The sequence below is a fragment of the Roseivivax jejudonensis genome (assembly GCF_900172265.1).
Classification (GTDB): domain Bacteria; phylum Pseudomonadota; class Alphaproteobacteria; order Rhodobacterales; family Rhodobacteraceae; genus Roseivivax; species Roseivivax jejudonensis.
The window spans coordinates 41,412-65,746 of the sequence record NZ_FWFK01000003.1 but is presented as its reverse complement, the minus strand read 5'-3'; the positions used below and the strand labels follow the sequence as shown (position 1 = coordinate 65,746).

The 24,335-nt window shown below is 68.6% G+C and carries 21 protein-coding genes; 11 read left to right on the top strand and 10 right to left on the bottom strand.

Annotation, left to right across the window (positions count from 1 at the left end):
* Positions 1 to 5 precede the first annotated feature (5 nt).
* The 4 genes from ROJ8625_RS08295 to ROJ8625_RS08280 all read left to right on the top strand — a co-directional run bounded on the left by ROJ8625_RS08295 (position 6) and on the right by ROJ8625_RS08280 (position 3,533).
* Positions 6 to 1,520 (top strand): TrkH family potassium uptake protein, encoded by a 1,515-nt coding sequence (locus tag ROJ8625_RS08295; protein ID WP_085791426.1) that lies wholly within the window; start codon positions 6 to 8, stop codon positions 1,518 to 1,520.
* A 128-nt stretch (positions 1,521 to 1,648) separates the two neighbouring features.
* Positions 1,649 to 1,888, top strand: a complete 240-nt coding sequence (gene hfq, locus ROJ8625_RS08290) for an RNA chaperone Hfq (RefSeq protein WP_085791425.1) — start codon at positions 1,649 to 1,651, stop codon at positions 1,886 to 1,888.
* Positions 1,889 to 1,905: 17 nt separating this feature from the next.
* Positions 1,906 to 3,159 carry a GTPase HflX gene (gene hflX / locus ROJ8625_RS08285; RefSeq protein ID WP_085791889.1) on the top strand — a complete coding sequence of 418 codons (1,254 nt, stop codon included), beginning with the start codon at positions 1,906 to 1,908 and terminating at the stop codon, positions 3,157 to 3,159.
* Between the two features lie 68 nt (positions 3,160 to 3,227).
* A complete protein-coding gene (locus tag ROJ8625_RS08280) occupies positions 3,228 to 3,533 on the top strand; it encodes an SH3 domain-containing protein (protein WP_085791424.1) in 306 nt (101 codons plus the stop codon).
* Positions 3,534 to 3,612: 79 nt separating this feature from the next.
* Here the strand turns inward: ROJ8625_RS08280 and katG are convergent, their stop codons facing one another.
* Both katG and ROJ8625_RS08270 read right to left on the bottom strand, forming a co-directional pair.
* Positions 3,613 to 5,832, bottom strand: coding sequence for a catalase/peroxidase HPI (gene katG / locus ROJ8625_RS08275; protein WP_085791888.1), 2,220 nt, complete (start codon positions 5,830 to 5,832; stop codon positions 3,613 to 3,615).
* 140 nt (positions 5,833 to 5,972) lie between these two features.
* Complete coding sequence (locus tag ROJ8625_RS08270) at positions 5,973 to 6,371, bottom strand: rhodanese-like domain-containing protein (protein ID WP_085791423.1); 399 nt, start codon at positions 6,369 to 6,371, stop codon at positions 5,973 to 5,975.
* A gap of 89 nt (positions 6,372 to 6,460) precedes the next feature.
* Here ROJ8625_RS08270 and ROJ8625_RS08265 point away from each other — a divergent pair, with 89 nt between their 5' ends.
* Positions 6,461 to 7,738, top strand: a complete 1,278-nt coding sequence (locus ROJ8625_RS08265) for an NAD(P)/FAD-dependent oxidoreductase (protein ID WP_234984216.1) — start codon at positions 6,461 to 6,463, stop codon at positions 7,736 to 7,738.
* Between the two features lie 69 nt (positions 7,739 to 7,807).
* Positions 7,808 to 8,551 carry an SDR family NAD(P)-dependent oxidoreductase gene (locus tag ROJ8625_RS08260; RefSeq protein ID WP_085791422.1) on the top strand — a complete coding sequence of 248 codons (744 nt, stop codon included), beginning with the start codon at positions 7,808 to 7,810 and terminating at the stop codon, positions 8,549 to 8,551.
* A 53-nt stretch (positions 8,552 to 8,604) separates the two neighbouring features.
* On the opposite strand, the gene ROJ8625_RS08255 is transcribed toward ROJ8625_RS08260, so the two are convergent.
* The 3 genes from ROJ8625_RS08255 to ROJ8625_RS08245 all read right to left on the bottom strand — a co-directional run bounded on the left by ROJ8625_RS08255 (position 8,605) and on the right by ROJ8625_RS08245 (position 13,925).
* Positions 8,605 to 11,223, bottom strand: coding sequence for an AAA family ATPase (locus ROJ8625_RS08255; RefSeq protein WP_085791421.1), 2,619 nt, complete (start codon positions 11,221 to 11,223; stop codon positions 8,605 to 8,607).
* Positions 11,220 to 12,350 (bottom strand): metallophosphoesterase family protein, encoded by a 1,131-nt coding sequence (locus ROJ8625_RS08250; RefSeq protein ID WP_085791420.1) that lies wholly within the window; start codon positions 12,348 to 12,350, stop codon positions 11,220 to 11,222. The genes ROJ8625_RS08255 and ROJ8625_RS08250 overlap by 4 nt, the downstream gene beginning before the upstream one ends.
* A 342-nt stretch (positions 12,351 to 12,692) precedes the next feature.
* The gene (locus ROJ8625_RS08245; RefSeq protein WP_085791419.1) at positions 12,693 to 13,925 is read right to left on the bottom strand and encodes a urate hydroxylase PuuD; all 1,233 of its coding nucleotides are present in this window, start codon (positions 13,923 to 13,925) and stop codon (positions 12,693 to 12,695) included.
* Positions 13,926 to 14,025: 100 nt separating this feature from the next.
* On the opposite strand from ROJ8625_RS08245, the gene ROJ8625_RS08240 reads away from it, so the two are divergent.
* Positions 14,026 to 14,949 (top strand): LysR family transcriptional regulator, encoded by a 924-nt coding sequence (locus ROJ8625_RS08240; RefSeq protein WP_085791418.1) that lies wholly within the window; start codon positions 14,026 to 14,028, stop codon positions 14,947 to 14,949.
* 1 nt (position 14,950) lies between these two features.
* Here ROJ8625_RS08240 and uraH read toward each other — a convergent pair whose 3' ends face one another.
* The gene (uraH, locus tag ROJ8625_RS08235) at positions 14,951 to 15,304 is read right to left on the bottom strand and encodes a hydroxyisourate hydrolase (protein ID WP_085791417.1); all 354 of its coding nucleotides are present in this window, start codon (positions 15,302 to 15,304) and stop codon (positions 14,951 to 14,953) included.
* A 147-nt stretch (positions 15,305 to 15,451) separates the two neighbouring features.
* Here uraH and puuE point away from each other — a divergent pair, with 147 nt between their 5' ends.
* The 4 genes from puuE to ROJ8625_RS08215 all read left to right on the top strand — a co-directional run bounded on the left by puuE (position 15,452) and on the right by ROJ8625_RS08215 (position 19,569).
* Complete coding sequence (gene puuE, locus ROJ8625_RS08230; protein ID WP_234984215.1) at positions 15,452 to 16,864, top strand: allantoinase PuuE; 1,413 nt, start codon at positions 15,452 to 15,454, stop codon at positions 16,862 to 16,864.
* On the top strand, positions 16,861 to 17,346 hold the full coding sequence (locus ROJ8625_RS08225) for an ureidoglycolate lyase (RefSeq protein WP_085791415.1): 486 nt from the start codon (positions 16,861 to 16,863) through the stop codon (positions 17,344 to 17,346). Before puuE ends, ROJ8625_RS08225 begins: the two co-directional genes overlap by 4 nt.
* A 51-nt stretch (positions 17,347 to 17,397) precedes the next feature.
* Positions 17,398 to 18,822 carry a uracil-xanthine permease family protein gene (locus tag ROJ8625_RS08220; RefSeq protein ID WP_085791414.1) on the top strand — a complete coding sequence of 475 codons (1,425 nt, stop codon included), beginning with the start codon at positions 17,398 to 17,400 and terminating at the stop codon, positions 18,820 to 18,822.
* Between the two features lie 129 nt (positions 18,823 to 18,951).
* Entirely contained in the window at positions 18,952 to 19,569 is a 618-nt protein-coding gene (locus ROJ8625_RS08215; protein WP_085791413.1) for a deaminase, read from the top strand.
* A gap of 223 nt (positions 19,570 to 19,792) precedes the next feature.
* Here the strand turns inward: ROJ8625_RS08215 and bhcD are convergent, their stop codons facing one another.
* The 4 genes from bhcD to bhcA form a co-directional block, all read right to left on the bottom strand.
* On the bottom strand, positions 19,793 to 20,758 hold the full coding sequence (gene bhcD, locus ROJ8625_RS08210) for an iminosuccinate reductase BhcD (protein WP_085791412.1): 966 nt from the start codon (positions 20,756 to 20,758) through the stop codon (positions 19,793 to 19,795).
* 111 nt (positions 20,759 to 20,869) lie between these two features.
* On the bottom strand, positions 20,870 to 22,033 hold the full coding sequence (gene bhcC, locus ROJ8625_RS08205; protein ID WP_085791411.1) for a 3-hydroxy-D-aspartate aldolase BhcC: 1,164 nt from the start codon (positions 22,031 to 22,033) through the stop codon (positions 20,870 to 20,872).
* Between the two features lie 14 nt (positions 22,034 to 22,047).
* Positions 22,048 to 23,028, bottom strand: coding sequence for a beta-hydroxyaspartate dehydratase BhcB (gene bhcB, locus ROJ8625_RS08200; RefSeq protein ID WP_085791410.1), 981 nt, complete (start codon positions 23,026 to 23,028; stop codon positions 22,048 to 22,050).
* Positions 23,028 to 24,218 (bottom strand): L-aspartate--glyoxylate aminotransferase BhcA, encoded by a 1,191-nt coding sequence (bhcA, locus tag ROJ8625_RS08195; RefSeq protein ID WP_085791409.1) that lies wholly within the window; start codon positions 24,216 to 24,218, stop codon positions 23,028 to 23,030. Before bhcA ends, bhcB begins: the two co-directional genes overlap by 1 nt.
* Positions 24,219 to 24,335: the final 117 nt, after the last annotated feature.

Below are 24,335 nucleotides of genomic sequence, written 5' to 3'. Positions count from 1 at the left end.
CGGGCATGCGCGCGCTCGTCACCCTGCCGCTTCTGCTCCTGCTGGTCGGGCTGTTCTCGGCCGGGATGATCGCGCCGGCGTGGCTGGCGCTGGTGCAGGAAGAGTATCACGACGCGCGCAGCTTCTTCTATTCCGGGCTGTCGGGGTTGATCCTGGCGGCGCTGATCGGGGTGGCGGTGTCCGGACGGCGGCACAACGCGCACCCGACCCGGCAGCTTCTGGCGCTGGCGGCAGGCTACCTGATCCTGCCGGCGATCCTTGCCGTTCCGTTCCACGAGGCGGTGCGCACGACGAGCTTTCTCAACGCCTATGTCGAGATGGTGTCCAGCCTGACGACAACCGGGGCGACGCTGTTTGCACCCGAACGGCTGTCGGATGCCGAGCACCTGTGGCGCGCGCAAGTCGGATGGATGGGCGGGGGGCTGCTATGGGTCGCGGCTGCGGCGATCCTTGCGCCGCTGACGCTCGGCGGGTTCGAGGTCACGGCCGCGGGCGAGCCGGGGCAGAGCCCGACCTCGGGTGCGGCACACCGCGACATCGCCGACCCGGCGAGCCGTCTCTCGCGTGCGGTGGGCGCGCTGGTGCCGCTCTATATCGGGCTGACGGCGGCGATCTGGGTGCTCTTGCTGATGACCGGGGAATTGCCGTTCGTCGCGCTGTGTCACGCGATGGCGACCATGTCGACATCCGGCATATCGCCGATCGGCGGTCTCGCCGAGGCGCAGGGCGGGATCTTGTCGGAGGCGGTAATCCTCGTCTTCCTCGGCTTCGCGCTGTCGCGGCTGACCTTCTCGGGAGATACGAGCGTGGCGCGCAAGCGCGGCTTCTGGTTCGATCCCGAGGTGCGGCTGGGGCTGCTGATCGGGATCGGGGTGCCGACCGCGCTGTTCCTGCGCCATTGGCTGGCCTCCTTCGATGTCGGCGACGAGGAAAACCTAATCGCCGGGGCGCGGGCGTTCTGGGGCGCGCTCTTCACGGCGTTCTCGTTCCTGACGACCACCGGGTTCGAGAGCGCGGACTGGGAGCGCGCGCAGGATTGGTCGGGGCTCGAAACGCCGGGGCTTGTCCTGATGGGCCTCGCGATCATCGGCGGCGGGGTCGCGACGACGGCCGGCGGGGTGAAGCTCTTGCGGGTCTACATCCTGTTCCTGACAGGAAAGCGCGAGCTGGAACTGCTGATCCATCCCCGCTCGGTCGGCCGGTCGAGCCTGCTGAGCCGGCGCACCCGGCGCGAGGGCGCGTTCATCGCGTGGGTCTTCTTCATGATCTTCGCCCTGACGCTGACGGCGGTGATGCTTGCGCTTTCGGCCACGGGGTTGCGGTTCGAGCCCGCCTTCGTCGTGACCATCGCGGCGCTGACGAATGCCGGGCCGCTCGTGACCTTCGCGACCGACATGCCGATCGCGCTGGCGCAGTTCAGCGCCGAGACAAAGCTCGTGTTCGCGTTCGCGATGATCCTCGGGCGGCTCGAGGTGCTGGCGCTGGCCGTCATCGTCACGCCGGAACTCTGGCGCGACTGAGCGCGGTCTCCGCCACGGCAGCGCACACGTTTCGGATTTTCTCTGGAAGTCCGGAGGCACGCACTCCATACTCCCTGCGGCGAGGCTCGTGCCGCTATGCGGCGTCAACAAGAAAAAAGGCTTTTTCAATGGCTTCCGACAGACAGAACCTGCAGGACGCATTTCTTAATCATGTTCGCAAGACCAAGGTTCCGGTTACCGTTTTCCTCATCAACGGCGTGAAGCTGCAGGGTGTGATTACCTGGTTCGACAATTTCTGCGTGCTTCTGCGCCGCGACGGACAGTCGCAGCTGGTGTACAAGCACGCGATCTCGACCATCATGCCGGCGCAGCCGATCAATCTCTACGACGCCGAAGAGGGCAATTGAACGATACCGCACCGCATGTGACCCGCGCGTGGGTCCTGCATCCCGACATCCGCAGTGACCGCCAACGCCGTGATCCGGTGATGGCGCTCGACGAAGCGGTCGCGCTCGCCTCGGCCTTGCCGGGGCTCGAAGTCGTGGGCCAAGAGGTCGTGCCGCTGCCGGATCCGCATCCGCGCGCGCTGTTCGGGTCGGGCAAGATCGACGAGCTGGGCGAGCGGATCAGCGCCGAGGGCATCGAACTGGTTCTGGTCGACGGGCCGGTCACGCCGGTGCAGCAGCGCAATCTGGAGAAGGCGTGGAAGGTCAAGCTGCTCGACCGGACCGGCCTGATCCTCGAGATCTTCTCGGACCGCGCGGCCACGCGTGAGGGCGTTCTGCAGGTCGAGATGGCGCATCTGTCGTATCAGCGCACCCGCCTCGTGCGGGCCTGGACGCACCTCGAACGGCAGCGCGGCGGGCTCGGCTTCGTCGGCGGCCCGGGCGAGACGCAGATCGAGGCGGACCGCCGGGCCATCGACGAACAGCTGGTGCGCCTGCGCCGACAGCTCGACAAGGTGGTGAAGACCCGCTCGCTTCACCGCAAGGCGCGCGCCAAGGTGCCGTATCCGATCGTCGCGCTCGTGGGTTACACGAACGCGGGCAAGTCGACGCTGTTCAACCGGCTCACCGGCGCCGAGGTGATGGCCAAGGACATGCTGTTCGCCACGCTCGATCCGACGATGCGCGGCGTGAAGCTGGAGGATGGGCCCGAGGTCATCCTGTCGGATACCGTGGGCTTCATCTCGGACCTGCCGACCGAGCTCGTCGCAGCGTTCCGCGCGACGCTCGAAGAGGTGCTTGAGGCGGACCTGATCGTGCATGTGCGCGACATCTCGCATCCGAACGCACAGGAGCAGGCGGACGACGTGCACGCGATCCTCGCGTCGCTCGGCGTGGCCGAGACGACGCCGCAGATCGAGGTGTGGAACAAGATCGACCAGCTGGGGCCCGAGGCGCGCGAGGCCGCGATGACCCGCGCCGAGCGCGTGCCCTCGATCTTCGCGCTGTCGGCATGGACGGGCGAGGGCATGGCGCCGCTGCTGGCCGGTATCGCCCGCGCCATCGAGGGCGAGAAGACGCGCGAAGCACTGCATCTCGGTTTCGAGGACGGGCGCAAGCGCGCGTGGCTGTTCGAGCGCGGCCTTGTCGAGGACGAGGCCCAGACCGAGGACGGCTACGACCTGCACGTGCGCTGGACGGCGAAGGAAGCGGCGCAGTTCGAGAAGGTCTAAGCCTCTCCCGCGGGGGGCGCCACCGTGCTATCGTCCGGCGGCGACATTCCTTCAGGAGATTTTCGATCATGCGTTCCGGCGTTGCAGGCCTCGGCCTGGCCCTGACGATTGCGACCGCGGTCCACGCCTATTCCGGCGACGGCTACGCGGTGTGCAAACTCGATCCCAACGGCGACAACTTCCTCGCGCTTCGCACGGGCCCCGGGTCATCCAACCGGATGATCATGAAGCTCGGGCCCGGCGACGTCGTCGAGAGCCGCGGCGACGTGCAGAACGGCTGGCTGGCCGTCGCGGTGCAGCAAACGGGCGGCCGCACCGTCCTGCGCGATCAGCCGAATGGCTACGTCTATACCGGCTACCTCTGCCGCCTCTGACCCGGGGCCGTGCGTCGCAAACGAAAAAGGCGCGCGGGGTATCCCCCGCGCGCCGTTTCGGGCGGTCCCGGGTGCCGGGTCACTTCACCTCGAAGCGGTCCGCATCCATGACCTTGGTCCATGCCTTGACGAAGTCCTGCACGAACTTGCCGCCCGCGTCTTCGCAGCCGTAGACCTCGGCCAGCGCACGCAGTTGCGAGTTCGAGCCGAAGACGAGGTCGACGCGCGTGCCGGTCCACTTGAGCTCGCCGCTCTTGCGGTCGCGGCCCTCGAACACCTGCTGCGTCTCGTCCACCGGCGTCCACTCCGTGCCCATGTCGAGCAAGTTGACGAAGAAGTCGTTCGTCAGCGTGCCCGGGCGCGTGGTCAGAACGCCGTGCTCGGATCCGCCTGCATTGGCCTCGAGGGTCCGCATGCCGCCGACGAGCACCGTCATCTCGGGCGCGGTCAGCGTCAGCAGATGCGCGCGGTCGATGAGCAGCTCTTCCGCCGGAACGGCGTAGGACGTCTTGAGGTAGTTGCGGAACCCGTCGGCGTAGGGCTCCAGAACCTCGAAGCTCTCGGCGTCGGTCATCTCGTCGGTCGCGTCGGTCCGGCCGGGCGTGAACGGCACCTCGATCGGGTAGCCTCCGGCGGCCGCGGCCTTTTCGATGCCGACCCCGCCGCCGAGCACGATAAGATCGGCGAGCGAGATCTTCTTGTCGCCTTGCGCGTCGAACGCGTCCTTGATGCCTTCGTAGAACCCGAGGACACGGGCGAGCTGTTCGGGCTCGTTCACTTCCCAATCCTTCTGCGGCGCGAGCCGGACGCGCGCACCGTTGGCACCGCCGCGCTTGTCCGAGCCGCGGAACGTCGCGGCGGAGGACCAGGCAGTGTAGACCAGTTCACGCGTGCTGAGACCGCTGTCGAGGATCTTCGACTTCAGACCCTTCACGTCGGCCTCGTCCACCAGCGGGTGATCCACCGCGGGCACCGGATCCTGCCAGATCAGGTCTTCGGCCGGCACCTCGTTGCCGAGGTAGCGGACCTTCGGACCCATGTCGCGGTGGGTCAGCTTGAACCACGCGCGGGCGAAGGCGTCGGCGAATTCCTCGGGGTTCTTGTGGAACCGCTCGGAGATCGCGCGATAGGACGGGTCGGTTTTCATCGCCATGTCGGCGGTCGACATGACGGTGGTGACCGTCTCGCCCGAGCCGTCGACCTGCGGCGCGTGATCCTCGGCCTTGAGGTCCTTGGGATGCCACTGCCACGCGCCGGCCGGCGATTTCACCAGCTCGTAATCGTAGCCCAGGAGCATGTCGAAGTAGCTCATGTCCCACTGGGTCGGCGTCGGGGTCCACGGTCCCTCGAGACCCGAGGTGATCGCGTGCTTGCCCTTGCCGCTCTCGAAGGTCGAACTCCAGCCGAAGCCCATGGCCTGCAGCTCGCCGCCCTCGGGCTCGGAGCCGACATGCGCGGCGTAACCGGCGCCATGCATCTTGCCGAAGGTGTGGCCGCCGGCGGTCAGCGCGACGGTTTCCTCGTCGTTCATGGCCATGCGCGCGAAGGTCTCGCGGATGTCGTTGGCCGATGCCTGCGGATCGGGCTGGCCGTCCGGGCCCTCGGGGTTCACGTAGATGAGGCCCATCTGCACCGCGGCGAGCGGGTTCTCGAGCGCTCGGCCCTCGGCATAGCGGGAGTTTTCCTCGTCGGACGTGGCGAGCCACTTCTCCTCGGAGCCCCAGTAGATATCCTCCTCGGGTTCCCAGATGTCCTCGCGACCGCCGCCGAAGCCGAACGTCTTGAAGCCCATGGTCTCGAGCGCGACGTTGCCGGTCAGGATGAAGAGGTCTGCCCAGGACAGCGCCCGGCCGTACTTCTGCTTGACCGGCCACAGCAGGCGGCGGGCCTTGTCGAGGTTGCCGTTGTCGGGCCAGGAGTTCAGCGGCGCAAAGCGCTGGCTGCCCGAGGAGGAGCCACCGCGGCCGTCACCGGTGCGGTAGGTGCCGGCGGAGTGCCACGCCATGCGAATCATGAACGGGCCGTAATTGCCGTAGTCCGCCGGCCACCAGTCCTGGCTGTCGGTCAGCGTCTTCGCGATGTCGGCCTTCACCGCGTCGAGGTCGAGCGTCTTGAAGGCCTCGACGTAGTCGAAGTCGCCGCCCATCGGATCGCCGAGCGGCGAATTCTGGTGCAGGATCTTAAGGTTCAGCTGGTTCGGCCACCAATCCTTGTTGGTGCGTGCTCCGAACGTCGTGTGCTTGATCGTGCCATGCACGACCGGGCAGCCGCCGTTGCCCTGGATGTCGTCGCCGTCCATCATGTCGCTCTCCCAATCTTCTGTGGTTCGCTGCATCGCGAGGACGGGCGCAGCGCGCACTCCGTCGTCGTCACGCGGGTTTTATCAACCCTCGCCGATAGGTAGAATTTTGATCTTTGGATCGCATCGATTGCAAAAGGTTATCGCCGCTCGTCGTCGTCCGGCATCTCGACCGGGCCGTCTTGCGCCAGCCAGTCGGTGAAGCCATCGCGCAGATGCGCCGCCTCGAAGCCCATGTCGGCCAGCGTCGCGGTCGCCAGCGCGGAGCGCCATCCACTGGCGCAATGCAGGATGTATCGCGCGTCCGGGCGGGCGAAGACGGGGCGGTGGTAGGGGCTGTCGGGATCGACCCAGAATTCCAGCATGCCGCGCGGCGCATGGACCGAGCCCGGAATCCAGCCGGTTTTCTGGCGTTCGCGCACGTCGCGGATATCGACGATCACCACGTCGTCGCGGCCGTGCAGGTCCATCACCTCGGCGGTGTCCAGTTCGTGGATGCGGGCACGCGCCTCGGCGACCATCTGGGCGGAGGATTTCATGCGATGACCCTTGTCCGGTGCGCGCGTTCGGGTCGATGGTGATGGCACTGCGCGCGGCGTGCAAGCCGCGCATCTCCGGAGGGGTCGCCTTGCCAGATCACGCGCCCGTGTCGCTGTGGGACGTCACCGCGCTCGAGTCCGCGCCCGGGGCGCAGGACACCGCGCCCGAGCCGCGCGTCGACCTCGCGATCGTGGGCGGCGGGATCACCGGACTGTCGACCGCGCTTCATGCGGCGCAGGCCGGTCTGTCGGTGCAGGTGATCGAGGCCGGCAGGCTGGGCGAGGGCGGATCGGGCCGCAACGTGGGACTGGTCAATGCCGGAGTGTGGATGCCGCCAGCAGCCGTGCGCGCCGCGCTGGGGCAGGACCGCGGCGAGCGGTTTCTCGATCTGTTCGGCGACGCGCCCCGGGCGGTGTTCGACCTGATCGAACGACACCAGATCCGGTGTGCCGCCACGCGCACCGGCACGATCCACGCCGCGCATGCGCCGCGGGCGATGGCGGACCTCCGCGGACGCCATGACGCGTGGGAGGCGCGGGGCGCGCCGGTCACGCTGCTCGATGCCGCGGAGGTGTCGCGGCTGACCGGATCGCGGGCCTTTCACGGCGGGCTGGTCGATGCGCGGGCCGGCACGATCAACCCAATGGCCTATTGCCGCGGGCTGGCGCGCGCCGCGCGCGGTGCCGGCGCCGCGATCACGACCGGCTGCCGCGTCACCGGTCTCCGGCACGATGGCGGCGCATGGCAGGTCGACACGCCGCGCGGCCCGGTCGCCGCGCGCGATGTGGTTCTCGCCACGAACGCGTATACCGATACGCTCTGGCCGGGACTGGCGGACAGCCTCGTGCCGCTTCGCTTCGTACAGGTCGCGACCGAGCCTCTCGGGACTGCGGGGGCGGACATCCTGCCGGACGGGCAGGGATTGTGGGACACCGGCCGGGTCATGCGCGCGCTGCGACGCGATGCGGAGGGGCGGCTGATCCTCGGCACGATGGGCCGGCTTCACGGCGACGCCGACGCCGGCCTCACCCGCAGGTGGGCGATGCGGCAGATCGGGCGTCTCTATCCCGACCTTCCGCCGGTGCGGATCGAGAGCGCGTGGGACGGCGTGATCGCGATGACGCCGGATCACCTGCCGCGGATCCATCAGCTGGCGGACGGGCTCTACACGCCGATCGGCTACAACGGGCGGGGGATCACCACCGGCACGGTGTTCGGCGCGGCGATGGCGCGGCTGCTGACCGGCGGCGATCCGGACGACCTGCCGTTGCCGCTCGGGTCGCCGGCGACGGCGCCGCGCGGACGGCTGACCGCGCGGCTGCTCGACGCCGCGCTGTCGGCGCACCAGGCGCTGCGCGCGCTCTGATCGCGGACTGGCGGCGCGGTCCGGCCTTGCCTACGAAGACGAAGACACATCGAAAAAGGGACGACAGATATGGCCAGACGGCTCGCACTCATCACCGGCGCCGCCCAGGGAATCGGATATGCCTGCGCCGAGGCGCTGGCGGCGGATGGCGCGGAGGTCATCCTCGCCGACATCAAGGGCGACGCGGTCGCCGAGGCGGCCGAACGGCTGGGCGGCACCGGGCTGGCGTGCGACATGGGCGCGCCGGACGCCGTGACCGACCTCTTCGAGCGGATCGAGGCCGATCACGGTGCGCTGTCGGTTCTGGTGAACAACGCCGGCATCGCGGTGCCGGGCGATTTCCTCGACCTGTCGCTCGAGGATTGGCGCAAGGTCCTCGACGTGAATCTGACCGGAACGTTCCTGGCGACCCAGGCCGCGGCCCGTGGCATGGTCGCCGAGGGGATCCGGGGTGCGATCGTGAACATGTCCTCGGTCAACGCGCAGGTCGCGATCCCGGCGATCGCCTCGTACTGCGCGTCGAAGGGCGGGGTGATGCAGCTGACGAAGGCGGCGGCGCTGGCGCTCGCGCCGCACGGCATCCGCGTCAACGCGGTCGGGCCCGGATCCATCGATACGGACATGATGGCGGGCGTGAACGCGAACCCGGAAGCGATGGCGCGGGTGATGTCGCGGACCCCTCTTGGCCGCGTCGGCCGGGCCGACGAGGTGGCACAGGTCGTGGCCTTCCTGGCCAGCGAGCGCGCCAGCTACGTCACCGGCGAGACGATCTACATCGACGGCGGACGCCTGGGTCTGAACTACACCGTCTGACCGGCGCGAGCCGCCGGAGTTCGCCGGCGGCCCCCAGCGGCCTGGCTGCAGGCTCAGCCAGGCGCCTCCAACTCGGCGGCGGTCGAGAGCCGAAGCGCCTTGCCGCCGAGCTCGCGGAACGCACGCTGGCGGCAGGTCAGGACGATGATCTGCAGATCGCCGGCCTGACGGTGCAGCGCGTCGAACATGCGCTCGATCCGGTCGTCGTCGGTGAAGATGAGCGCGTCGTCGAGGATGACCGGCGTGGTCCGGCCGGCCTGTCCCAGCATCCGCGCGAAGGCCAGGCGCACGAGCAGCGCCACCTGTTCCTGCGTGCCGCCGGAGAGAATGGAGATCGGCTCTTCCCGGCCGTCGCGGATCAGCGCGTCAGGCAGCAGCGTGTCCTCGCGCCAGGTCAGTTCGGCATCCGGCCAGAGGAGATGAAGAAGCGGCTTCAACTCCTTGGCGATCGGTTCGAAATACCGCTCTCGCGCCTCGGCACGCGCGGCCTCGAGCGCCTGCTCCAGGCGGACGAGGACGGCCACCTCGTGCTCGATCCGGTCGAGGCGGGCGCGGGCGGTCTCAAGCTCCTGCTCGGTCTCGGCCAGCTGCTCCTCGACGGCCTCTCCCGACGAGCGGCGGATCCGCTCGTCGAGCTGTGCGAGCTGCGGCTTGAGGCGCGCGATTTCTTCCTGCGCGCGGGTCTCGACCGATTCCGCGCGGGACAGCGCAGCCTGCGTGCTGACGAGATCGGGCGCGTCCTTCGTCGCCTCTGCGTGGGCGGCGCGGGCCGCCTCCAGCGCGACAGCCGCCGCGTCCGCCGTGGCGGCAAGATCGGCTTCGGACGTGTCGCCGCCCTTTGCCAGCGCCTCCTCGGCGCGTTTCAGGCGGTCGCGCAGCGATGCGAGCGTGGTGTCGGCGCGGGTCGCGTCGTTCCGCAGGTCCGAAAGGCGCTCGGTCGCGGTGTCGGAGGCAAGGCGCGCGGCCTCGTGCGCGGCCCGCGCCGCGTCGAACGCGGCCTCGGCCGTGTCCGGATCTGGCGCGTCAACGACCTCGTCCAGCTGCGGGATGGCGGCCAACGCCTCGCGCAGGCGGTCGATCCCGTCGGGGGCGAGGCTCGCCAACACCGCCTTGGCCTCGCTGTGGCGGCGCTCGGCGTCGGCCCGCGCATCGGTACCGGCGCGCGCGCCGGAGAGGTCCTCTGCGCCCACGGCGGCGAGCGCCTTGGCCAGGGCCGCCGCCGCGTCCTCGACGGACCGGTCGTTCTGGCCGGCCTCGCCGGGGCGGATCTCCAACTGGCCGATGCCTTCGATCGTCAGGCGTGTCGCGCGCGGCAGGGGCAGGGGCTGGCCGTCGGCGAGCGCCGTGCCGTCGGCCCGGATCGTGCCGTCCCGGCCCGCGTCGTAGTGCGCGACGACCTGTGCGGCGGTGGCCTCGCGGGCGGCGATCGCGGCCGTGTGGGCGGCGGCCAGCGCCTCGATCCGGCGCAGCGTGGCGGCGTCCGGACCGGTCCGGGCCGCGGCTGCGGCCGTTTCCATCTCGCGGCGCGCGCCCTCGGCCCGCGCGATCCGGTCCTCGAACTCCTTGCGCCGCGCGGCGCCGTCGCGCGCGGTTCGTGCCCGAAGCGCCAGCGCGCGGGCCCGCTCCGCAGCCTTGAGGGCGGCCTGCGCCTCTTCGAGTTTGCGCGCCGCCGCGTCGCGACGCTGGCGGGCCTCGTCCTGCGCGGCGCGTTTGTCTGCGGCCTCGGTGTCGGCGGCGCTGACCTTTTCCGCGGCGGCGGCCCGCTCGGCCAGCGCCTCGCGAAAGCTGTCACGGCGTGCGCGCGCGTTGTCGGCGGTGAGCTGGGCCATCTCGAGCGCGCGCGTGGCGGTCTCGACCTTTTCGGCATGGCGCTCGGCCGCGGCATGGGCCGCGCGCGCCGCGGCGAGTTTCGTCCGCCGGTCCTCGACGGCGTCCGGCGCCTCCCAGCCGCGAAGATCCCGGCGGGCGCGTTTGCGGGCGGCCAGCGACTCGTGAAGATCCTGCGCCGTGGCGGCCAGGGCCTCGCGCCGGGCTTCGAGACTTTCGACCTCTTCTTGCGCCTCTTTCCACGGGCCGTTCTTGCGCGGGGCGCGGTTCTTGCCGGTGGCGTAGATTTCGAGCTCGGCGCGGCAGCGCGCCAGCGCGGCATCCATCCGGCGCCCGCCGGTCATCGCCTCGACCTCTTCGCCGACCGAGGTCATCAGGTCGCGCCGGGCGTCGAGCGCCGCCTGTTCCTCCTTGGGCGATCCGCCGGTCAGGCGCGTCACGCCCTGCCGCACCCAGATCAGGCCCGACGGGCCGCCGGCATCGCCGCCCAGCGCATCGGCGATCCACGCCTCGGCGGCGTCCGCCTGTGCGATGAGCGTGCCGTCGCGGTGCACCGTCGCCGCGGGCTTCTGCAGCCAGCGCTTGGTGATCATGAAGCGGCCGGCGTCGATCTCCAGCTCCACGGTCACTTCGGGCGCGCCCCCGGCATGGGGCCGTAGGGACCGGACCTCCTGGTCGCGCGATCCGTACGGCTTGAAGAATGCGGCTTGTATCGAGTCGAACAGCGTCGACTTGCCGTGCTCGTTGGGCTCGCACAACACGTTCAGCCCGTCGCCGATGGCGTCGACCCGGGCGGGCGCGGTGAAACGGCGCACGTTGTTGAGCGTGATGGCGCGGATCTTCATGCCTCGCTCTCCCGGACATAGGCATAGAGGCGCGCGAGCGCGTCTGCCGCGACGTCGCGCTGGTGCCGGGACAGGGTTTCGGACCCCGCTTCGTCCATCAGCCCGCGCGCGGCGAGGCGCAGCGCGCCGCCCCGGTCGATCGCGTCGAGATCGGTGGAGTCGTACTGCGTGCCGAGCGCCCCGGTCACGAGGTCGAAATGCGCAAAGTCCGGCGCGCAAGCCTCTGCCGCACGGCGCAATTCGACCTGGTCGGGAAGCGCCGCCCAGCCGGAGGCCGTGACCCTGAGCAGGATATCGCGGCGGCCGCCGTCGGGCAGGACGGCGGTCAGCGCCGCGGCGGCGTCCTGGCGCGCGTGCAGCAGCAGCGCCACGTCGGACCACAGGAAGGTGCCGGTCTCCACCTCGGTCACCTGCGGCGTCGCTCCGGGCCCCTCCAGCGACACGGCCAGGCAGACGCCGCGGCGGCCATGCTTGAACCGGTCCTGTTCGGGCGTGCCGGAATACTGCACGCGGTCGGACACGGACATCCGGCCGTGCCAGTCGCCCAGCGCAAGGTAGTCGAGCCGCGCGGTGCGATCGCGGTCCGGCGCGATGGCATCGCCGCTTTCGGTGAAGTCGGTCACGCCGCCATGGGCCAGGCCGATCCGCAGCTTGTCCGCGTCGCTGTCCATGTTGACCAAGGGCTCGGACGGGTCGCTCGCGCCGGCGCGGAACGCGACCGGGCAGGGCAGCAGACACGCGCTCTCGCCCAGGTCATGCGGCCGCGCCTCGGTCAGCGCCACGACGTTGGCCGGGGCATCGCGCCCGATTTGGTCCCAGAGCGGTTCGGCGTCGCGCAGGTTGTCGTGGTTGCCGGGCAGGAGCCACCACGTCACGTCGGCGGCGTCCTTCATGGCGGCGAGCGCCTGGCGGATCACCGAGGGCGAGGGCGTGGCGGTGTCGAAGGTGTCGCCCGCCAGAAGGATGTGGCCCGCGCCGTGCGCACGCGCCGCCGCCGCCAGTTTGCCGATCGCACCGTGCCGCGCCTCCATCAGCCGGCCGCGCACGTTGCCGTCGGGCGGTTCGGGGATGTTGGAGAATTTCCGGCCGATATGCAGATCGGAGGCGTGGATGAAACGAAGCGCCATGTGCCTCTCCAATGACTGAGTCCCGCGGTCGGGCCTGACCGCTGGTTTATGAATGACGCACAGGGGCGTCAAAAGCTGTCACGCGGACGCTGCGAGAATTCGGGCTCGCCGGTGTGTGTTTGCGACGGTCGGCTAGGGCTCGGCGCGGTCGAGCCGGAACGTTTGCCGTTGCGGCGTCGGGAGACGTGGGCGCGGCATGGGTGAGAGCGCTTGCCGGTCTCGGACGGGTGCCGCCCGTCGACGCAGACCGTGCGGTCGAAAGACCGCGGTCCGAAGGCGGTGTCTTCGGCACCCGAGGGCGTGCGGGACGCAAACGCCAGGGCGGCAGATCGCAGCGCACGCCTAGTTCGCGGTCGCGCTTCGGAACCATGCGACGATGTCGGCGCGCGCCTCGGGGTCCATCTGGATCGCGTTCGGCGGCGGCATGGCGTGGCTGCGGCCCGCCTGCAGATAGATCTGCTCGGCGTGCCGCGCGACATCCGCCTCGGTTTCGAGAACCACGTTGCGCGGCGCCCAGCGGATGCCGTCCCACGAGGGCTCGCGCGCGTGGCACATGGAGCAGTTTCCGACCACGGCATAGTACGCGTCGTCGAAGCCGTCGGCCGAGGCGAACCGCGTCTCGTGGGCGGTCATGCTGCGGGCTTCGGCCTGCTCGTAGCTTTCGCCCCCCGGCACGGTCGAGAGCCACGCGATCACCACCATGATCAGGACGGTGACCGCCCAGGTCCAGTGCGGCCCCGTTCCGGTGCGGTGCATGGTGTTGAAGTAATGCCGGATGGTCACGCCCGTCAGGAAGATCAGGGCCGCGATGATCCACGCGTACTCGGTCGCGAAGGCGAGCGGGTAGTGGTTCGACAGCATCAGGAACACGACCGGCAGCGTCAGGTAGTTGTTGTGCGTCGAGCGCAGCTTGGCGATCTTGCCGTATTTTGCGTCGGGCGTGCGCCCGGCCTTCAGGTCCTCCACGACGATGCGCTGGTTCGGCATGATCTGGAAGAACACGTTCGCCGTCATGATCGTGGCGGTGAAGGCGCCGAGATGCAAAAGCGCCGCACGGCCCGTGAAGATCTGGTGATAGCCCCATGACATCACGACCAGAATGCCGAAAAGGACGAGCATGAGGACGGTCGGCGTCTCGCCCAGTTTCGACTTGCACAGTTGGTCGTAGGCGAGCCAGCCGATTGTCAGCGAGCCGCCGGAGATGACGATGCCCTGCCAGAGCGTCAGATCGGCCTTCGTGGGATCGAGCAGGTAAAGCTCGCCGCTGACCCAGTAGAGGATCATCAGCAGCGCCGCCCCGGACAGCCATGTCGTGTAGCTCTGCCACTTGTGCCAGGTCAGGTGCTCGGGCATGCGCGCCGGCGCGACCGTGTACTTCACGGTGTGGTAGAAGCCGCCGCCGTGAACCTCCCACTCCTCGCCGTGGGCGCCGTCCGGCAGATCGGGGTTGGGCTTCAGCATCAGGTCGAGCGCGATGAAGTAGAAAGATGCGCCGATCCACGCCATCGCGGTGATGACGTGCAGCCAGCGGACCGAGAACGCGATCCAGTCCCAGATGATCGCCAGATCGTACATGGCAGGCCTCCAAAGATCAGAACTCGGGCCGACCCTATTCCATCCCTGTTTGTTCTGGTATTTGCGATGAGCGCCAAGCAGCATCAAAAATTGCCGAATAATGTCCTATCTCGACAATGTCCGCACCTTTGTCCGTGTCTACGAACTCGGCAGCATGTCGGCCGCGGGACGCGACCTGAGAATCTCGCCGGCGGTGACCTCGGCGCGCATCTCCCAGCTCGAGGAGCATCTCGGCGTGCGGCTGTTCCAGCGCACGACACGCAGCCTGACCCCGACCGAGCAGGGCAACGCCTTCTATCGCGGTGCCATGGACATCCTCGAGGCGGTGGAAAGCGCCGAGGCGCAGATCGTCAGCATCACCGAGAACCCGAAGGGCTCGCTCTACGTGGCCGCGCCGCTTGGCGTCGGTCGCCGCCTGATCGCACCGCAGGTGCCTGAATTCCTGAAGGAATATCCCGAGGTCAGCGTCCGCCTGCGGCTGACCGACCGAAAGGTCGACCTGACGACCGAAGGACTCGATCTCGCGTTCTTCCTCGGTCAGCCGGAAGATAGCAACCTGCGGATCCGCAAGATCGCCGACGTGAAGCGGGTGCTGTGCGCCGCGCCGGCCTACGTCGCGGCGCGCGGCATGCCGCGACGCGGCGCCGACCTTGTAACGGGCGCGCACGAATGCCTGAACCTTCGGTTTCCCGGCGCGACCGAGTTCCAGTGGCGCCTGTCGACGCCCGAGGGGCCGAAGCGGTTTCGCGTCGCCGGCCGCTACGAATCCGACGACGGCGACGTGCTGACCGACTGGGCGGTCGCGGGGCACGGCATCGCGCTCAAGCCGGTGTTCGAGATCGCCGATCATCTGCGCGCCGGCACGCTGGTGCCGGTCGCCGCGGAAACCCCGCCCGAGCCGATCCAGATGGCGTGCCTGTTCACGCATCGACGACGGCAGGATCCGAAGACCCGGCTCTTCATGGAGTTCGTCATCGAGCGGATCGGCGCAACCGTCCGCGACACCGAGTCGAAAACGCGGTGACTCAGCTGCCCCGGTATGTGGAGTAGCCGAACGGCGACAGCAGCAGCGGCACGTGGTAGTGCGCCGCCTGCGACATGCCGAACCGGATCGGGATCACGTCGAGAAAACGCGGATCCTCCGCCGGCGTGCCGGTCGCGTCGAGATACGCGCCGGCGTGAAAGACGAGCTCGTACACGCCCGTGGCGAATTCGGCCTCGGGCAGGATCTGCGCGTCGGTGCGCCCGTCCGCGTTCGTCCGCACCGTCTTGAGCTTGGTGCGATTGTCGCCCTCGATCCGATAGAGCTCGATCTCGAGGCCTGCGGCGGGCAATCCGCGCGCGGTGTCGAGCACGTGGGTCGTCAGGTATCCGGTCATGGCAGCGTCTCCTCGATCCGTTGAGAGGTTCTAGGCCCGGGGTGCCGGACACGCAAAGCGGCGCGCGCAGAAGGCTCCTTTCTGAAGTTTTTGATAATCGTTCCTCACTTTTCGGTTTATCCACCGGGAAACTGGAGGACCGATGCTTTGACACGCTATCCGCGAGACATGACCGGCCACGGTGCGCATCCGCCCCGGCCGAACTGGCCGGGTGACGCGAAGATCGCCGTTCAGATCGTGCTGAACTACGAAGAAGGCGGCGAGAACAATATCCTGCACGGCGACGCTGCCTCCGAGGCGTTCCTGTCGGAGATCACCGGCGCGCAGCCCTGGCCGGGCCAGCGGCACTGGAACATGGAGACGATCTACGAATACGGCGCGCGCGCCGGGTTCTGGCGTGTCCATCGGCTTCTTTCGGATCTGCCGGTCACCGTCTACGGCGTCGCGACCGCGCTGGCGCGGGCGCCCGAGCAGCTTTCAGCGATGCAGGCGGCCGGATGGGAGATTGCGAGCCACGGGCTCAAGTGGATCGAACACAAGGACATGAGCCCTGACGAGGAGCGCGCGCAGATCCGCGAGGCGATCCGCCTGCACACGGAGGTGACCGGAGCGCCGCCGCGCGGCTGGTACACCGGCCGATGCTCGATGAACACCATCGACCTTGCTGCGGAAGAAGGCGAATTCGCCTATATCGCAGACAGTTATGCCGACGACCTGCCGTACTGGACGAAGGCCGGGGGCAAGGATCAGCTGATCGTGCCCTACACGATGGATTGCAACGACATGCGCTTCGCGATCCAAGCGGGCTTCACGGCGGGCGACCAGTTCGAGAGCTACCTGAAGGACAGCTTCGACATGCTCTACGCCGAGGGCGACGCAGGGGCGCCGAAGATGCTGTCGATCGGCCTGCATTGCCGGCTGATCGGGCGGCCCGGCCGGGCGATGGCGCTGAAGCGGGTTCTCGATCACATGCGCGCGCATGAGGGCGTCTGGTTCGCAACGCGCGAAGAGATCGCCGACCATTGGGCGCGGGAACACCCGGTGCGGAGGGGCCTGCGCCCGTCCGAGATGGATCGCGACACCTTCGTGGCCGAGTTCGGCGGCGTGTTCGAGCACAGCCCGTGGATCGCCGAAGGCGCGCACGCGCTCGAGCTCGGCCCCACGCACGACACGGCGACGGGCGTTCATTCCGCGCTGGCGCGCGTGTTCCGCACAGCCCCGGACGCGAGCCGGCTGGGCGTCCTGACGGCGCATCCCGATCTCGCCGGCAAGCTCGCCGCGGCGAAACGGCTGACCGCGGAGTCGACGGCGGAACAGTCCTCCGCCGGCCTCGATGCGCTCACCGACGAGGAGCGTGCGACCTTCACCGAGTTGAACGACGCCTACACCGCCAAGTTCGGTTTTCCGTTCATCATCGCGGTGCGCGACCACGACAAGGCGTCGATCATGCAGGCGTTCCGCGACCGGCTCGAAAACGACCGTGCGACGGAATTCGCCACGGCCTGCCGCCAGGTCGAGCGCATCGCGGAGCTGCGCCTGAGGGACAAGTTCGCAACATGAGCCGGGCGATCCGCATAGAGCCGCTCGTCGCCGAGGCGTTCGCGCCGTTCGGCGACGTGCTCGACGCCGCCGGCGCGCCGGACAAGCTCATCAATCAGGGTTTGTGCGGCCGCTACCACGACCGGGCGCGGATCGATGTCTCGGACGGGCGCGCCGGCATCAGCATTTTCGACGCGGTGCCGCGCGATCTGCCGCTGCGGCTCGAGATGGTCGAGCGCCACCCCGATGGAAGCCAGGCCTTCCTGCCGATGAGCAGCGAGCCGTTCCTGGTGATCGTGGCGCCCGACGAGGCGGGCGTGCCGGGCGTGCCGCGCGCTTTCCGAACGGCGCCGGGACAGGGCGTGAACTACCACCGCGGTGTCTGGCACGGCGTGCTGACGCCGCTGGCTGCGCCGGGGCTGTTCGCGGTCGTGGACCGGATCGGCGCGGGCGCGAACCTCGAAGAGCACTGGTTCGAGGAGCCCTACGACATCGTGACGTGAACCGACCGCCCGCGGAGGAGCGGGCGTGTATCTCAAGAGGGAGGAACCACCATGGCCGACGGGTCTATCGGGTCGCCGGAACAACTCCGCGATCCCAACTTCACGCCGCCGATCGCACAGGCGATCCCGCTGGGAATACAGCACGTTCTGGCAATGTTCGTATCCAACGTCACGCCCGCGATCATCGTCTGCGGCGCGGCCGGGTTCGGCTTCGGGTCCGACAGCCCGGACTTTCCGGACATGATCTACATGATCCAGATGTCGATGTTCTTTGCCGGCGTCGCGACGCTGTTCCAGTCGATCGGCATCGGACCGGTTGGCGCGCGCCTGCCGATCGTGCAGGGCACCAGTTTCGCGTTCATCCCGATCATGATCCCGCTCGTCGCCGGCAAGGGCGTGGAGGCCATCGGCGTGCTGATGGGTGGTGTCCTCGTGGGTGGCATCTTCCATGCGTTTCTCGGGCTGTTCATCGGTCGGATCCGGTTCGCGTTGCCGCCGCTGGTGACAGGGCTCGTGGTCACGATGATCGGCCTCGCGCTGGTCAAGGTCGGCGTGCAGTACGCCGCGGGTGGCGTCCCTGCGATGGACGCGCCGGAATACGGCTCGGCGCTCAACTGGTCGATGGCGGGGATCGTCATCCTCGTCACGCTGGGCCTGAAGTTCTTCGCGCGCGGGATGCTGTCGCTGTCGGCCGTCCTTCTCGGGCTGCTGGCAGGATACGTCTTCGCGTTCGCGATGGGGCAGGTCAGCCTCGGCAATGTCGCGACCGCCGCGCCGTTCGCCCTGCCGGATCCGCTGCACTTCGGGCTGGAGTTCAGCGTCGCCGCGGTCCTCGGCTTCGGCCTGATGTCCTTCGTGTCTGCGGTCGAGACCGTGGGCGACGTTTCGGGCATCACCAAGGGCGGCGCCGGTCGCGAGGCGACCGATACCGAGATCCAGGGCGCGACCTTCGCCGACGGGATCGGGACGGCGATCTCGGGCCTGTTCGGTGCGCTGCCGAACACCTCGTTCAGCCAGAACGTCGGCCTGATCGCCATGACCGGCGTGATGAGCCGTGGCGTCGTCACCATCGGCGCGCTGTTCCTGATCGCCTGCGGCCTCGTGCCGAAGATCGGTGCGGTGATCTCGTCGGTTCCGATCGAGGTGCTGGGCGGGGGCGTGATCGTCATGTTCGGAATGGTGGTCGCGGCGGGCATCTCGATGCTGTCGGACGTCCACTGGAACCGCCGCAACATGGTGATCTTCGCCATCGCACTGTCGCTGGGGCTTGGGCTTCAACTCGAGCCGAACGCGCTGCAGTACCTGCCGGAGACGATGCAGGTGCTGGCGACCTCGGGGATCCTGCCGGCGGCGCTCATCGCGATCGTGCTGAACCTCGCTCTGCCCGAGGATCTGTCCGACGAGTCGACCGAGGAGGTGTCGGGCGGCATGTCGGGGCATTCGCGGGGCAGCCTGGCCAAGGACCGGCGGGCCTGAGGCTCGCTCCGGGCGGCGTTTGGCCGGACGCCGCCCGTCTTTTCAATGTGTTGCGCTGGCTTTCTTATCGTTCGCGCGAGGAAGGCCAGCGCGGCGCCCTTCGCATCATACCGTCACGAGGACATCAGAATGACGACCCGCACTCCGTTCGACCTTCCCGCAGATCGCGCCGCGCTGCTGTCGCGCCTGCTCGACACGATGGAGCACGACATCGCGCCGATGACGGCCGAGGGCGTGGCCGCCGGCAACAAGGTCTTCGGCGCCGCGCTGCTGCGGAAATCGGACTTGTCGCTGGTCCTCGCCGAGACGAACAACGAGACGGAAAATCCCTTGTGGCATGGAGAAATGCACTGTCTCAAGCGGTTCTACGAGCAGGGTGAACGGCCGGACACGCGCGACCTGATTTTTCTGTCGACGCATGAGCCATGCTCGCTGTGCCTGTCGGCGATCACGTGGGCGGGGTTCGACAACTTCTTCTATTTCTTCAGCCACCAGGACAGCCGCGACAGCTTTTCGATCCCGCATGACCTGAAGATCCTGAGCGAGGTCTTCGGGCTGACGGACGGGGAATACAACCGCAGCAACGCATACTGGACGAGCTGGAGCATCAAGGACGAGATCGCGCGCCTGGACGACGCGGAGCGCGCCGCGTTGTCGGATCGGGCCGCGCGTCTGTACGAATTGTACGGTGAGTTCTCAGGAACGTACCAAAGCGCGAAGGACGGCTCAGCCATCCCGCTGAGCTAGGCGCTGCGCGGCCCTGTCGCGCGACGGGCCCGGCGCCGCCACGCGAAGACGCATCGGCGTCGGGTGAAGCGGAGCCATGTCGGCCGCGGCGCCGGGGCTGGCGCGCTGCAATCCGGTTACGGTGCGCCGAGCGCATAGTGCGGAGCGCCACGGGATCCACGCATCCAAACCGAAACGGGCGGCCCATGGGCCGCCCGGTGTCGTGTCGCAGAAGGGCGCCGCGCTAGAAGTCGACCTCGATCGCGACGCCTCTCTCGACGGCAAGATCGACCACCGCGGCGGCCACGGCGAGATCCTGCAGGCCGACTCCGGTGCCATCGAAGAGCGTGATGTCGGCGTCCGAGGTCCGGCCGGGATGCGCGCCGTTGATGACCGCGCCAAGCTGCGCGATGTCGCTCTCCGAGACCAGCGACTGGCCGACGGCATGCTGCGCTTCGCCTATGGTGACCGATTGGGCCACCTCGTCCGTAAAGACCTGCGCGCGGGTCAGGAGACGGGGGTCGACCTCCTGCTTGCCCTTGGTGTCGGTGCCCATGCAGGCGATGTGCGTGCCGGCCGCCACCTGGTCGGCCGACAGGATCGCGTCGAAGGACGAGGTGATCGAGATGATCACGTCGGCGCGTGTCATGTCGTCGAGCTGAACGGCCTCGAAGGGCAGGCCGGCCTCTGTCGCGACCTCCTCGAGATTCGACAGCATCTCGGGATGCAGGTTCCAGCCGATGACCTTTTCGAAGTCGCGCTGCTCGAGCGCCGCGCGCAGCTGGAACCTGGCCTGGTGGCCGGCGCCGATCATGCCGATCACCCTGGCGTCGGAGCGGGCGAGATGCCGGATCGACACCGACGAGGCGGCCGCGGTACGCAGCGCAGTGAGGAGATTGCCGCCCACCATCGCCTTGGCCTTGCCGGTGTCGGGATCGAACAGGATCACCGTGGACTGGTGGTTGATGATCCCGTGTTTGGCAATGTTGTTCGGCCAGTAGCCGCCGGCCTTCAGGCCGAGCGTGAGGCCCGCGCGGTCGAATCCGCCCTTGAAGCCGTAGAGCGCGTCCTCGTGACCGATGGCCTCGCGCACCACGGGGAAGTTGTAGGCGTCGCCGGCGGCCATGGCGGCGAAGACCTTTTCGACGGCGGCAAAGGCGGCCTCGCGGGTCATCAGGTCTGCGATCTCTCGCTCGGGCACGATCAGCATGGGTCTGTCCTCTGGTTCTTGGTCGTGCGTCCGCGTGCCACCGCCGGAAGGAGAGCCTACACGCGGACGACTTTCCGGCCCCTCCGGGACCGGACCTTCCCGTCCCTTGGCTCAGTAGGCCTTGCCGCGCGCGGAGACGGGCCAGAGCGTTTCGACCTTCCCGCCGCGCACACCGACATACCAGTCGTGCACGTTGGCGGTCGGGTCGCAGTGCCCCGGCACGAGGCGGAGCTTTTCGCCGACCGCGAGCACCCCCCCGGGGTCCGCGATCACGCCATGCTCGTCCGAGCACTTCACGTATTCGACGTCGTCGCGTCCGAAGATGACCGGCAGGCCGCTGTCGACCGACTGCGCCTTGAGGCCTGCGTCGCAGATCGCCTTGTCCGCCTTGGCGTGGCTCATCACCTGGGTGAGGATGAAGAAGGCGTTTTCCCACTCGCCGCGGTCGATGCGGTTGCCGTCCTTGTCGAGGATGCGGCCGTAATCGGCGTCCATGAAGGCGTACGAGCCGCACTGAAGCTCGTTGTAGACGCCGGACGTGCTCTCGAAATAGTAGGAGCCGGTGCCGCCGCCGCCGACGATGTCGCAGTCGAGCCCCTCGGCCTTCAGGCCGTCCACGGCGTCCTTCACCATCGCCACGGCGACGTCGATCTTGGCCTTGCGGTCGTCGTAGGAGTCGAGGTGCTGCATCGCGCCCTGGTAGGCCTGGATGCCGGCGAACCTGAGGCCCGGTGCGGCGTCGATCGCCCTCGCGATCTCGACGACCGCCTCGGTCGTGGTCACGCCGCAGCGCCCGGCGCCGCAGTCGATCTCGACGAGGCACTCGATCTCGGTGCCGTGCTTTTGCGCGGCGGCCGACAGGTCCGACACGTTGGCCACGTCATCGACGCAGCAGATGGTGCGCGCACCGAGCTTGGGCATGCGGGCCAGCCGGTCGATTTTCTGCGGGTCGCGCACCTGGTTGGAGACCAGCACGTCGGTGATGCCGCCGCGGGCGAAGACCTCGGCCTCCGACACTTTCTGGCAGCAGACGCCGCAGGCGCCGCCGAGGTCCATCTGCAGCTTCGCCACGTCGACGGACTTGTGCATCTTGCCGTGCACGCGGTGGCGCATGCCGTGGGCGCGGGCGTAGTCGCCCATCTTGCGGATGTTGCGTTCGAGTGCGTCGAGTTCGAGGACGAGGCAGGGGGTCTGGATGTCGGCCTCGTCCATGCCGGGCTGGGCGGGGACGTCGAAGCCGACTTCGAGGGTCTCGAGATTGACGGGGGCGTTCATGGCTGGGTCTCCCTTCACTTGATCCACGGCAGGCGGTCGAGATCGACGTTGCCGCCCGTGACGACCACGCCGACCCGCTTGCCCGCGAACCGGTCCTTGTTCTTCAGAATGATCGCGAGCGGCACCGCGCAGGACGGCTCCATCACGATCCGCAGGTACTTCCACGTGATCTTCATCGCCTCGACGATCTCGTCCTCGGAGGCGGTAAGGATGTCGCTCACGTGGGACGACACGAAATGCCATGTCAGATCCTTGAGCGGCACCTTGAGCCCGTCGGCGATGGTGTCGGGCGCGTCGTCGGCGATGATGTGCCCGGCGCGGAAGCTGCGCATCGCGTCGTCGGCCTGTTCGGGCTCGGCGGCGATGATCTGCGTGTCCGGCGCCAGCGTCGACAGCGTCAGGCAGGTGCCCGAGATCATGCCGCCGCCGCCGATGGGCGCGGTGACGATATCGAGCCCGCCGCCGTCACGCTCGGCGATCTGCTCCATCAGTTCCTTGGAGCACGTGCCCTGACCGGCAATCACGCGGGGGTCGTTATAGGGGTGCACGAACTCGCCGCCGGTCTCGGCCTGGACCTTGGCGAACACCTCCTCGCGCGAGGTGGTGGAGGGCTCGCATTCCGTCACGCGGCCGCCGTACCGGCGCACGGCGTCCTTCTTGGCCTGCGGCGCGGTGCGCGGCATGACCACGTTGCACGGGATGCCGCGCCGGCCGGCGGCATAGCTGAGGCACAGCGCGTGGTTGCCCGAGGAATGGGTCGCCACGCCGAGCTTTGCCTGGTCGTCGTCCAGGCCGAAGACCGCGTTCGAGGCGCCGCGCACCTTGAAGGCGCCGGGCTCCTGCAGGTTCTCGCACTTGAAGAAGAGCTGCGCGCCGGTGATCTCGTCGAGGTAGTCGGAGGTCAAGACAAGCGTGCGCCGGATGTGCGGCCGGATGCGCTCGTGCGCGGCCAGCATGTCCTCGTAGGTCGGGATCTGCATCGCATGGTCCTTCATCAGGCGGCGTCCTTGCGTGCGAGCGCGGGATGCGCGCGGTAATAGTCCTGCGCCGCCGCGACGCCGGAGCCGAGCCGGATGTCGAGGCCGAGATCGGCCATGCACATCTCGGCCGTGGCGAGACCCGAAAGGGTCATGACGTCCGTCAGGCTGCCCAGGTGACCGATGCGGAACACCTTGCCGGCCACGTCACCGAGACCGACGCCGAAGGCGACGCCGTAGGTGTCGGCGGCGTGGGTGACGATGCGCGTGGCGTCGAAGCCTTCTGGTGTCCGGATCGCACTGACGGTGTCGGAATAGACCGCCGGTGTCGCCGCGCAGAGCTCGAGGCCCCACGCGCCGACGGCGGCGCGCACGCCCTCGGCGATGCGGTGGTGGCGGGCGAAGACGGCGTCGAGCCCCTCGGACAGAAGCATCCCGCAGGCGTCGTTCAGCCCGTTCATGAGGCCGACGGCCGGCGTGTAGGGATACGCGCTGTTGGCATAGCCCGCCGCCATGTCGTGCACGTCAAAGAAGGTGCGGGGCAGGGTGGCCGTTTTCGTCGCCTGCATCGCCGTGTCGCTGAAGCCGACGATGGCGAGGCCGGCGGGCAGCATGAAGCCCTTCTGCGAGCCGGTCACGGCGACGTCGACGCCCCACGCGTCGAACCGGAAGTCCATCGAGCCGATGGAACTGACCCCGTCCACGAACAGCATGGCGGGATGCGCGGCGGCGTCGAGCGCGCGGCGGATCGCGGCGATGTCGGATGTCACGCCGGTCGCGGTCTCGTTGTGCGTGGCGAGGACGGCCTTGATCTCGTGGGCGCTGTCGGCGGTCAGGATCTCCTCGTAGCGCTCGGCCGGGATCCCGTGGCCCCAGGGCGTGTCGACCACCGTGACGTCGAGCCCGTGGCGCTGGCACATGTCGATCCAGCGGTGCGAGAACATGCCGTTGCGCGCCGCGAGCACGCGGTCGCCCGGCGACAGCGTGTTGGTCAGCGCGGTTTCCCAGCCGCCGGTGCCGGTGGACGGGAAGATGAAGACCTCCGCGCTTTCGCTCTTGAAGACCCGGCGCACGCCCTCGCGCGCCGGATGGAGAATCTGGCCGAAGAGCGGCGACCGGTGATCGATCGTCGGCATGTCGCAGGCCTTGCGCAGGCGTTCGGGGATGTTCGTGGGGCCGGGAATGAAAACGGGGTTCTGAAAGCTCATCGGTGTCTCCTCCGTCGATGGCGGCACGATAGCGCGTCGCCGCGCGTCGGCAGAGTTTTTTAAAAATGTTTTTCAGAATGGCGCGGTCTCTGAAAACGCAGGATTGTCAGCGTCTTG

What these genes read in the sequence shown, in the direction of transcription:
- ROJ8625_RS08295 (WP_085791426.1), top strand. Translation starts at nt 6, where the DNA reads ATGCGCGCGCTCGTCACCCTGCCGCTTCTGCTCCTGCTGGTCGGGCTG.
- hfq (WP_085791425.1), top strand. Translation starts at nt 1,649, where the DNA reads ATGGCTTCCGACAGACAGAACCTGCAGGACGCATTTCTTAATCATGTT.
- ROJ8625_RS08280 (WP_085791424.1), top strand. Translation starts at nt 3,228, where the DNA reads ATGCGTTCCGGCGTTGCAGGCCTCGGCCTGGCCCTGACGATTGCGACC.
- katG (WP_085791888.1), bottom strand. Translation starts at nt 5,832, where the DNA reads ATGGACGGCGACGACATCCAGGGCAACGGCGGCTGCCCGGTCGTGCAT.
- ROJ8625_RS08270 (WP_085791423.1), bottom strand. Translation starts at nt 6,371, where the DNA reads ATGAAATCCTCCGCCCAGATGGTCGCCGAGGCGCGTGCCCGCATCCAC.
- ROJ8625_RS08260 (WP_085791422.1), top strand. Translation starts at nt 7,808, where the DNA reads ATGGCCAGACGGCTCGCACTCATCACCGGCGCCGCCCAGGGAATCGGA.
- ROJ8625_RS08255 (WP_085791421.1), bottom strand. Translation starts at nt 11,223, where the DNA reads ATGAAGATCCGCGCCATCACGCTCAACAACGTGCGCCGTTTCACCGCG.
- ROJ8625_RS08250 (WP_085791420.1), bottom strand. Translation starts at nt 12,350, where the DNA reads ATGGCGCTTCGTTTCATCCACGCCTCCGATCTGCATATCGGCCGGAAA.
- ROJ8625_RS08245 (WP_085791419.1), bottom strand. Translation starts at nt 13,925, where the DNA reads ATGTACGATCTGGCGATCATCTGGGACTGGATCGCGTTCTCGGTCCGC.
- ROJ8625_RS08240 (WP_085791418.1), top strand. Translation starts at nt 14,026, where the DNA reads ATGTCCTATCTCGACAATGTCCGCACCTTTGTCCGTGTCTACGAACTC.
- uraH (WP_085791417.1), bottom strand. Translation starts at nt 15,304, where the DNA reads ATGACCGGATACCTGACGACCCACGTGCTCGACACCGCGCGCGGATTG.
- ROJ8625_RS08225 (WP_085791415.1), top strand. Translation starts at nt 16,861, where the DNA reads ATGAGCCGGGCGATCCGCATAGAGCCGCTCGTCGCCGAGGCGTTCGCG.
- ROJ8625_RS08220 (WP_085791414.1), top strand. Translation starts at nt 17,398, where the DNA reads ATGGCCGACGGGTCTATCGGGTCGCCGGAACAACTCCGCGATCCCAAC.
- ROJ8625_RS08215 (WP_085791413.1), top strand. Translation starts at nt 18,952, where the DNA reads ATGACGACCCGCACTCCGTTCGACCTTCCCGCAGATCGCGCCGCGCTG.
- bhcD (WP_085791412.1), bottom strand. Translation starts at nt 20,758, where the DNA reads ATGCTGATCGTGCCCGAGCGAGAGATCGCAGACCTGATGACCCGCGAG.
- bhcC (WP_085791411.1), bottom strand. Translation starts at nt 22,033, where the DNA reads ATGAACGCCCCCGTCAATCTCGAGACCCTCGAAGTCGGCTTCGACGTC.
- bhcB (WP_085791410.1), bottom strand. Translation starts at nt 23,028, where the DNA reads ATGAAGGACCATGCGATGCAGATCCCGACCTACGAGGACATGCTGGCC.
- bhcA (WP_085791409.1), bottom strand. Translation starts at nt 24,218, where the DNA reads ATGAGCTTTCAGAACCCCGTTTTCATTCCCGGCCCCACGAACATCCCC.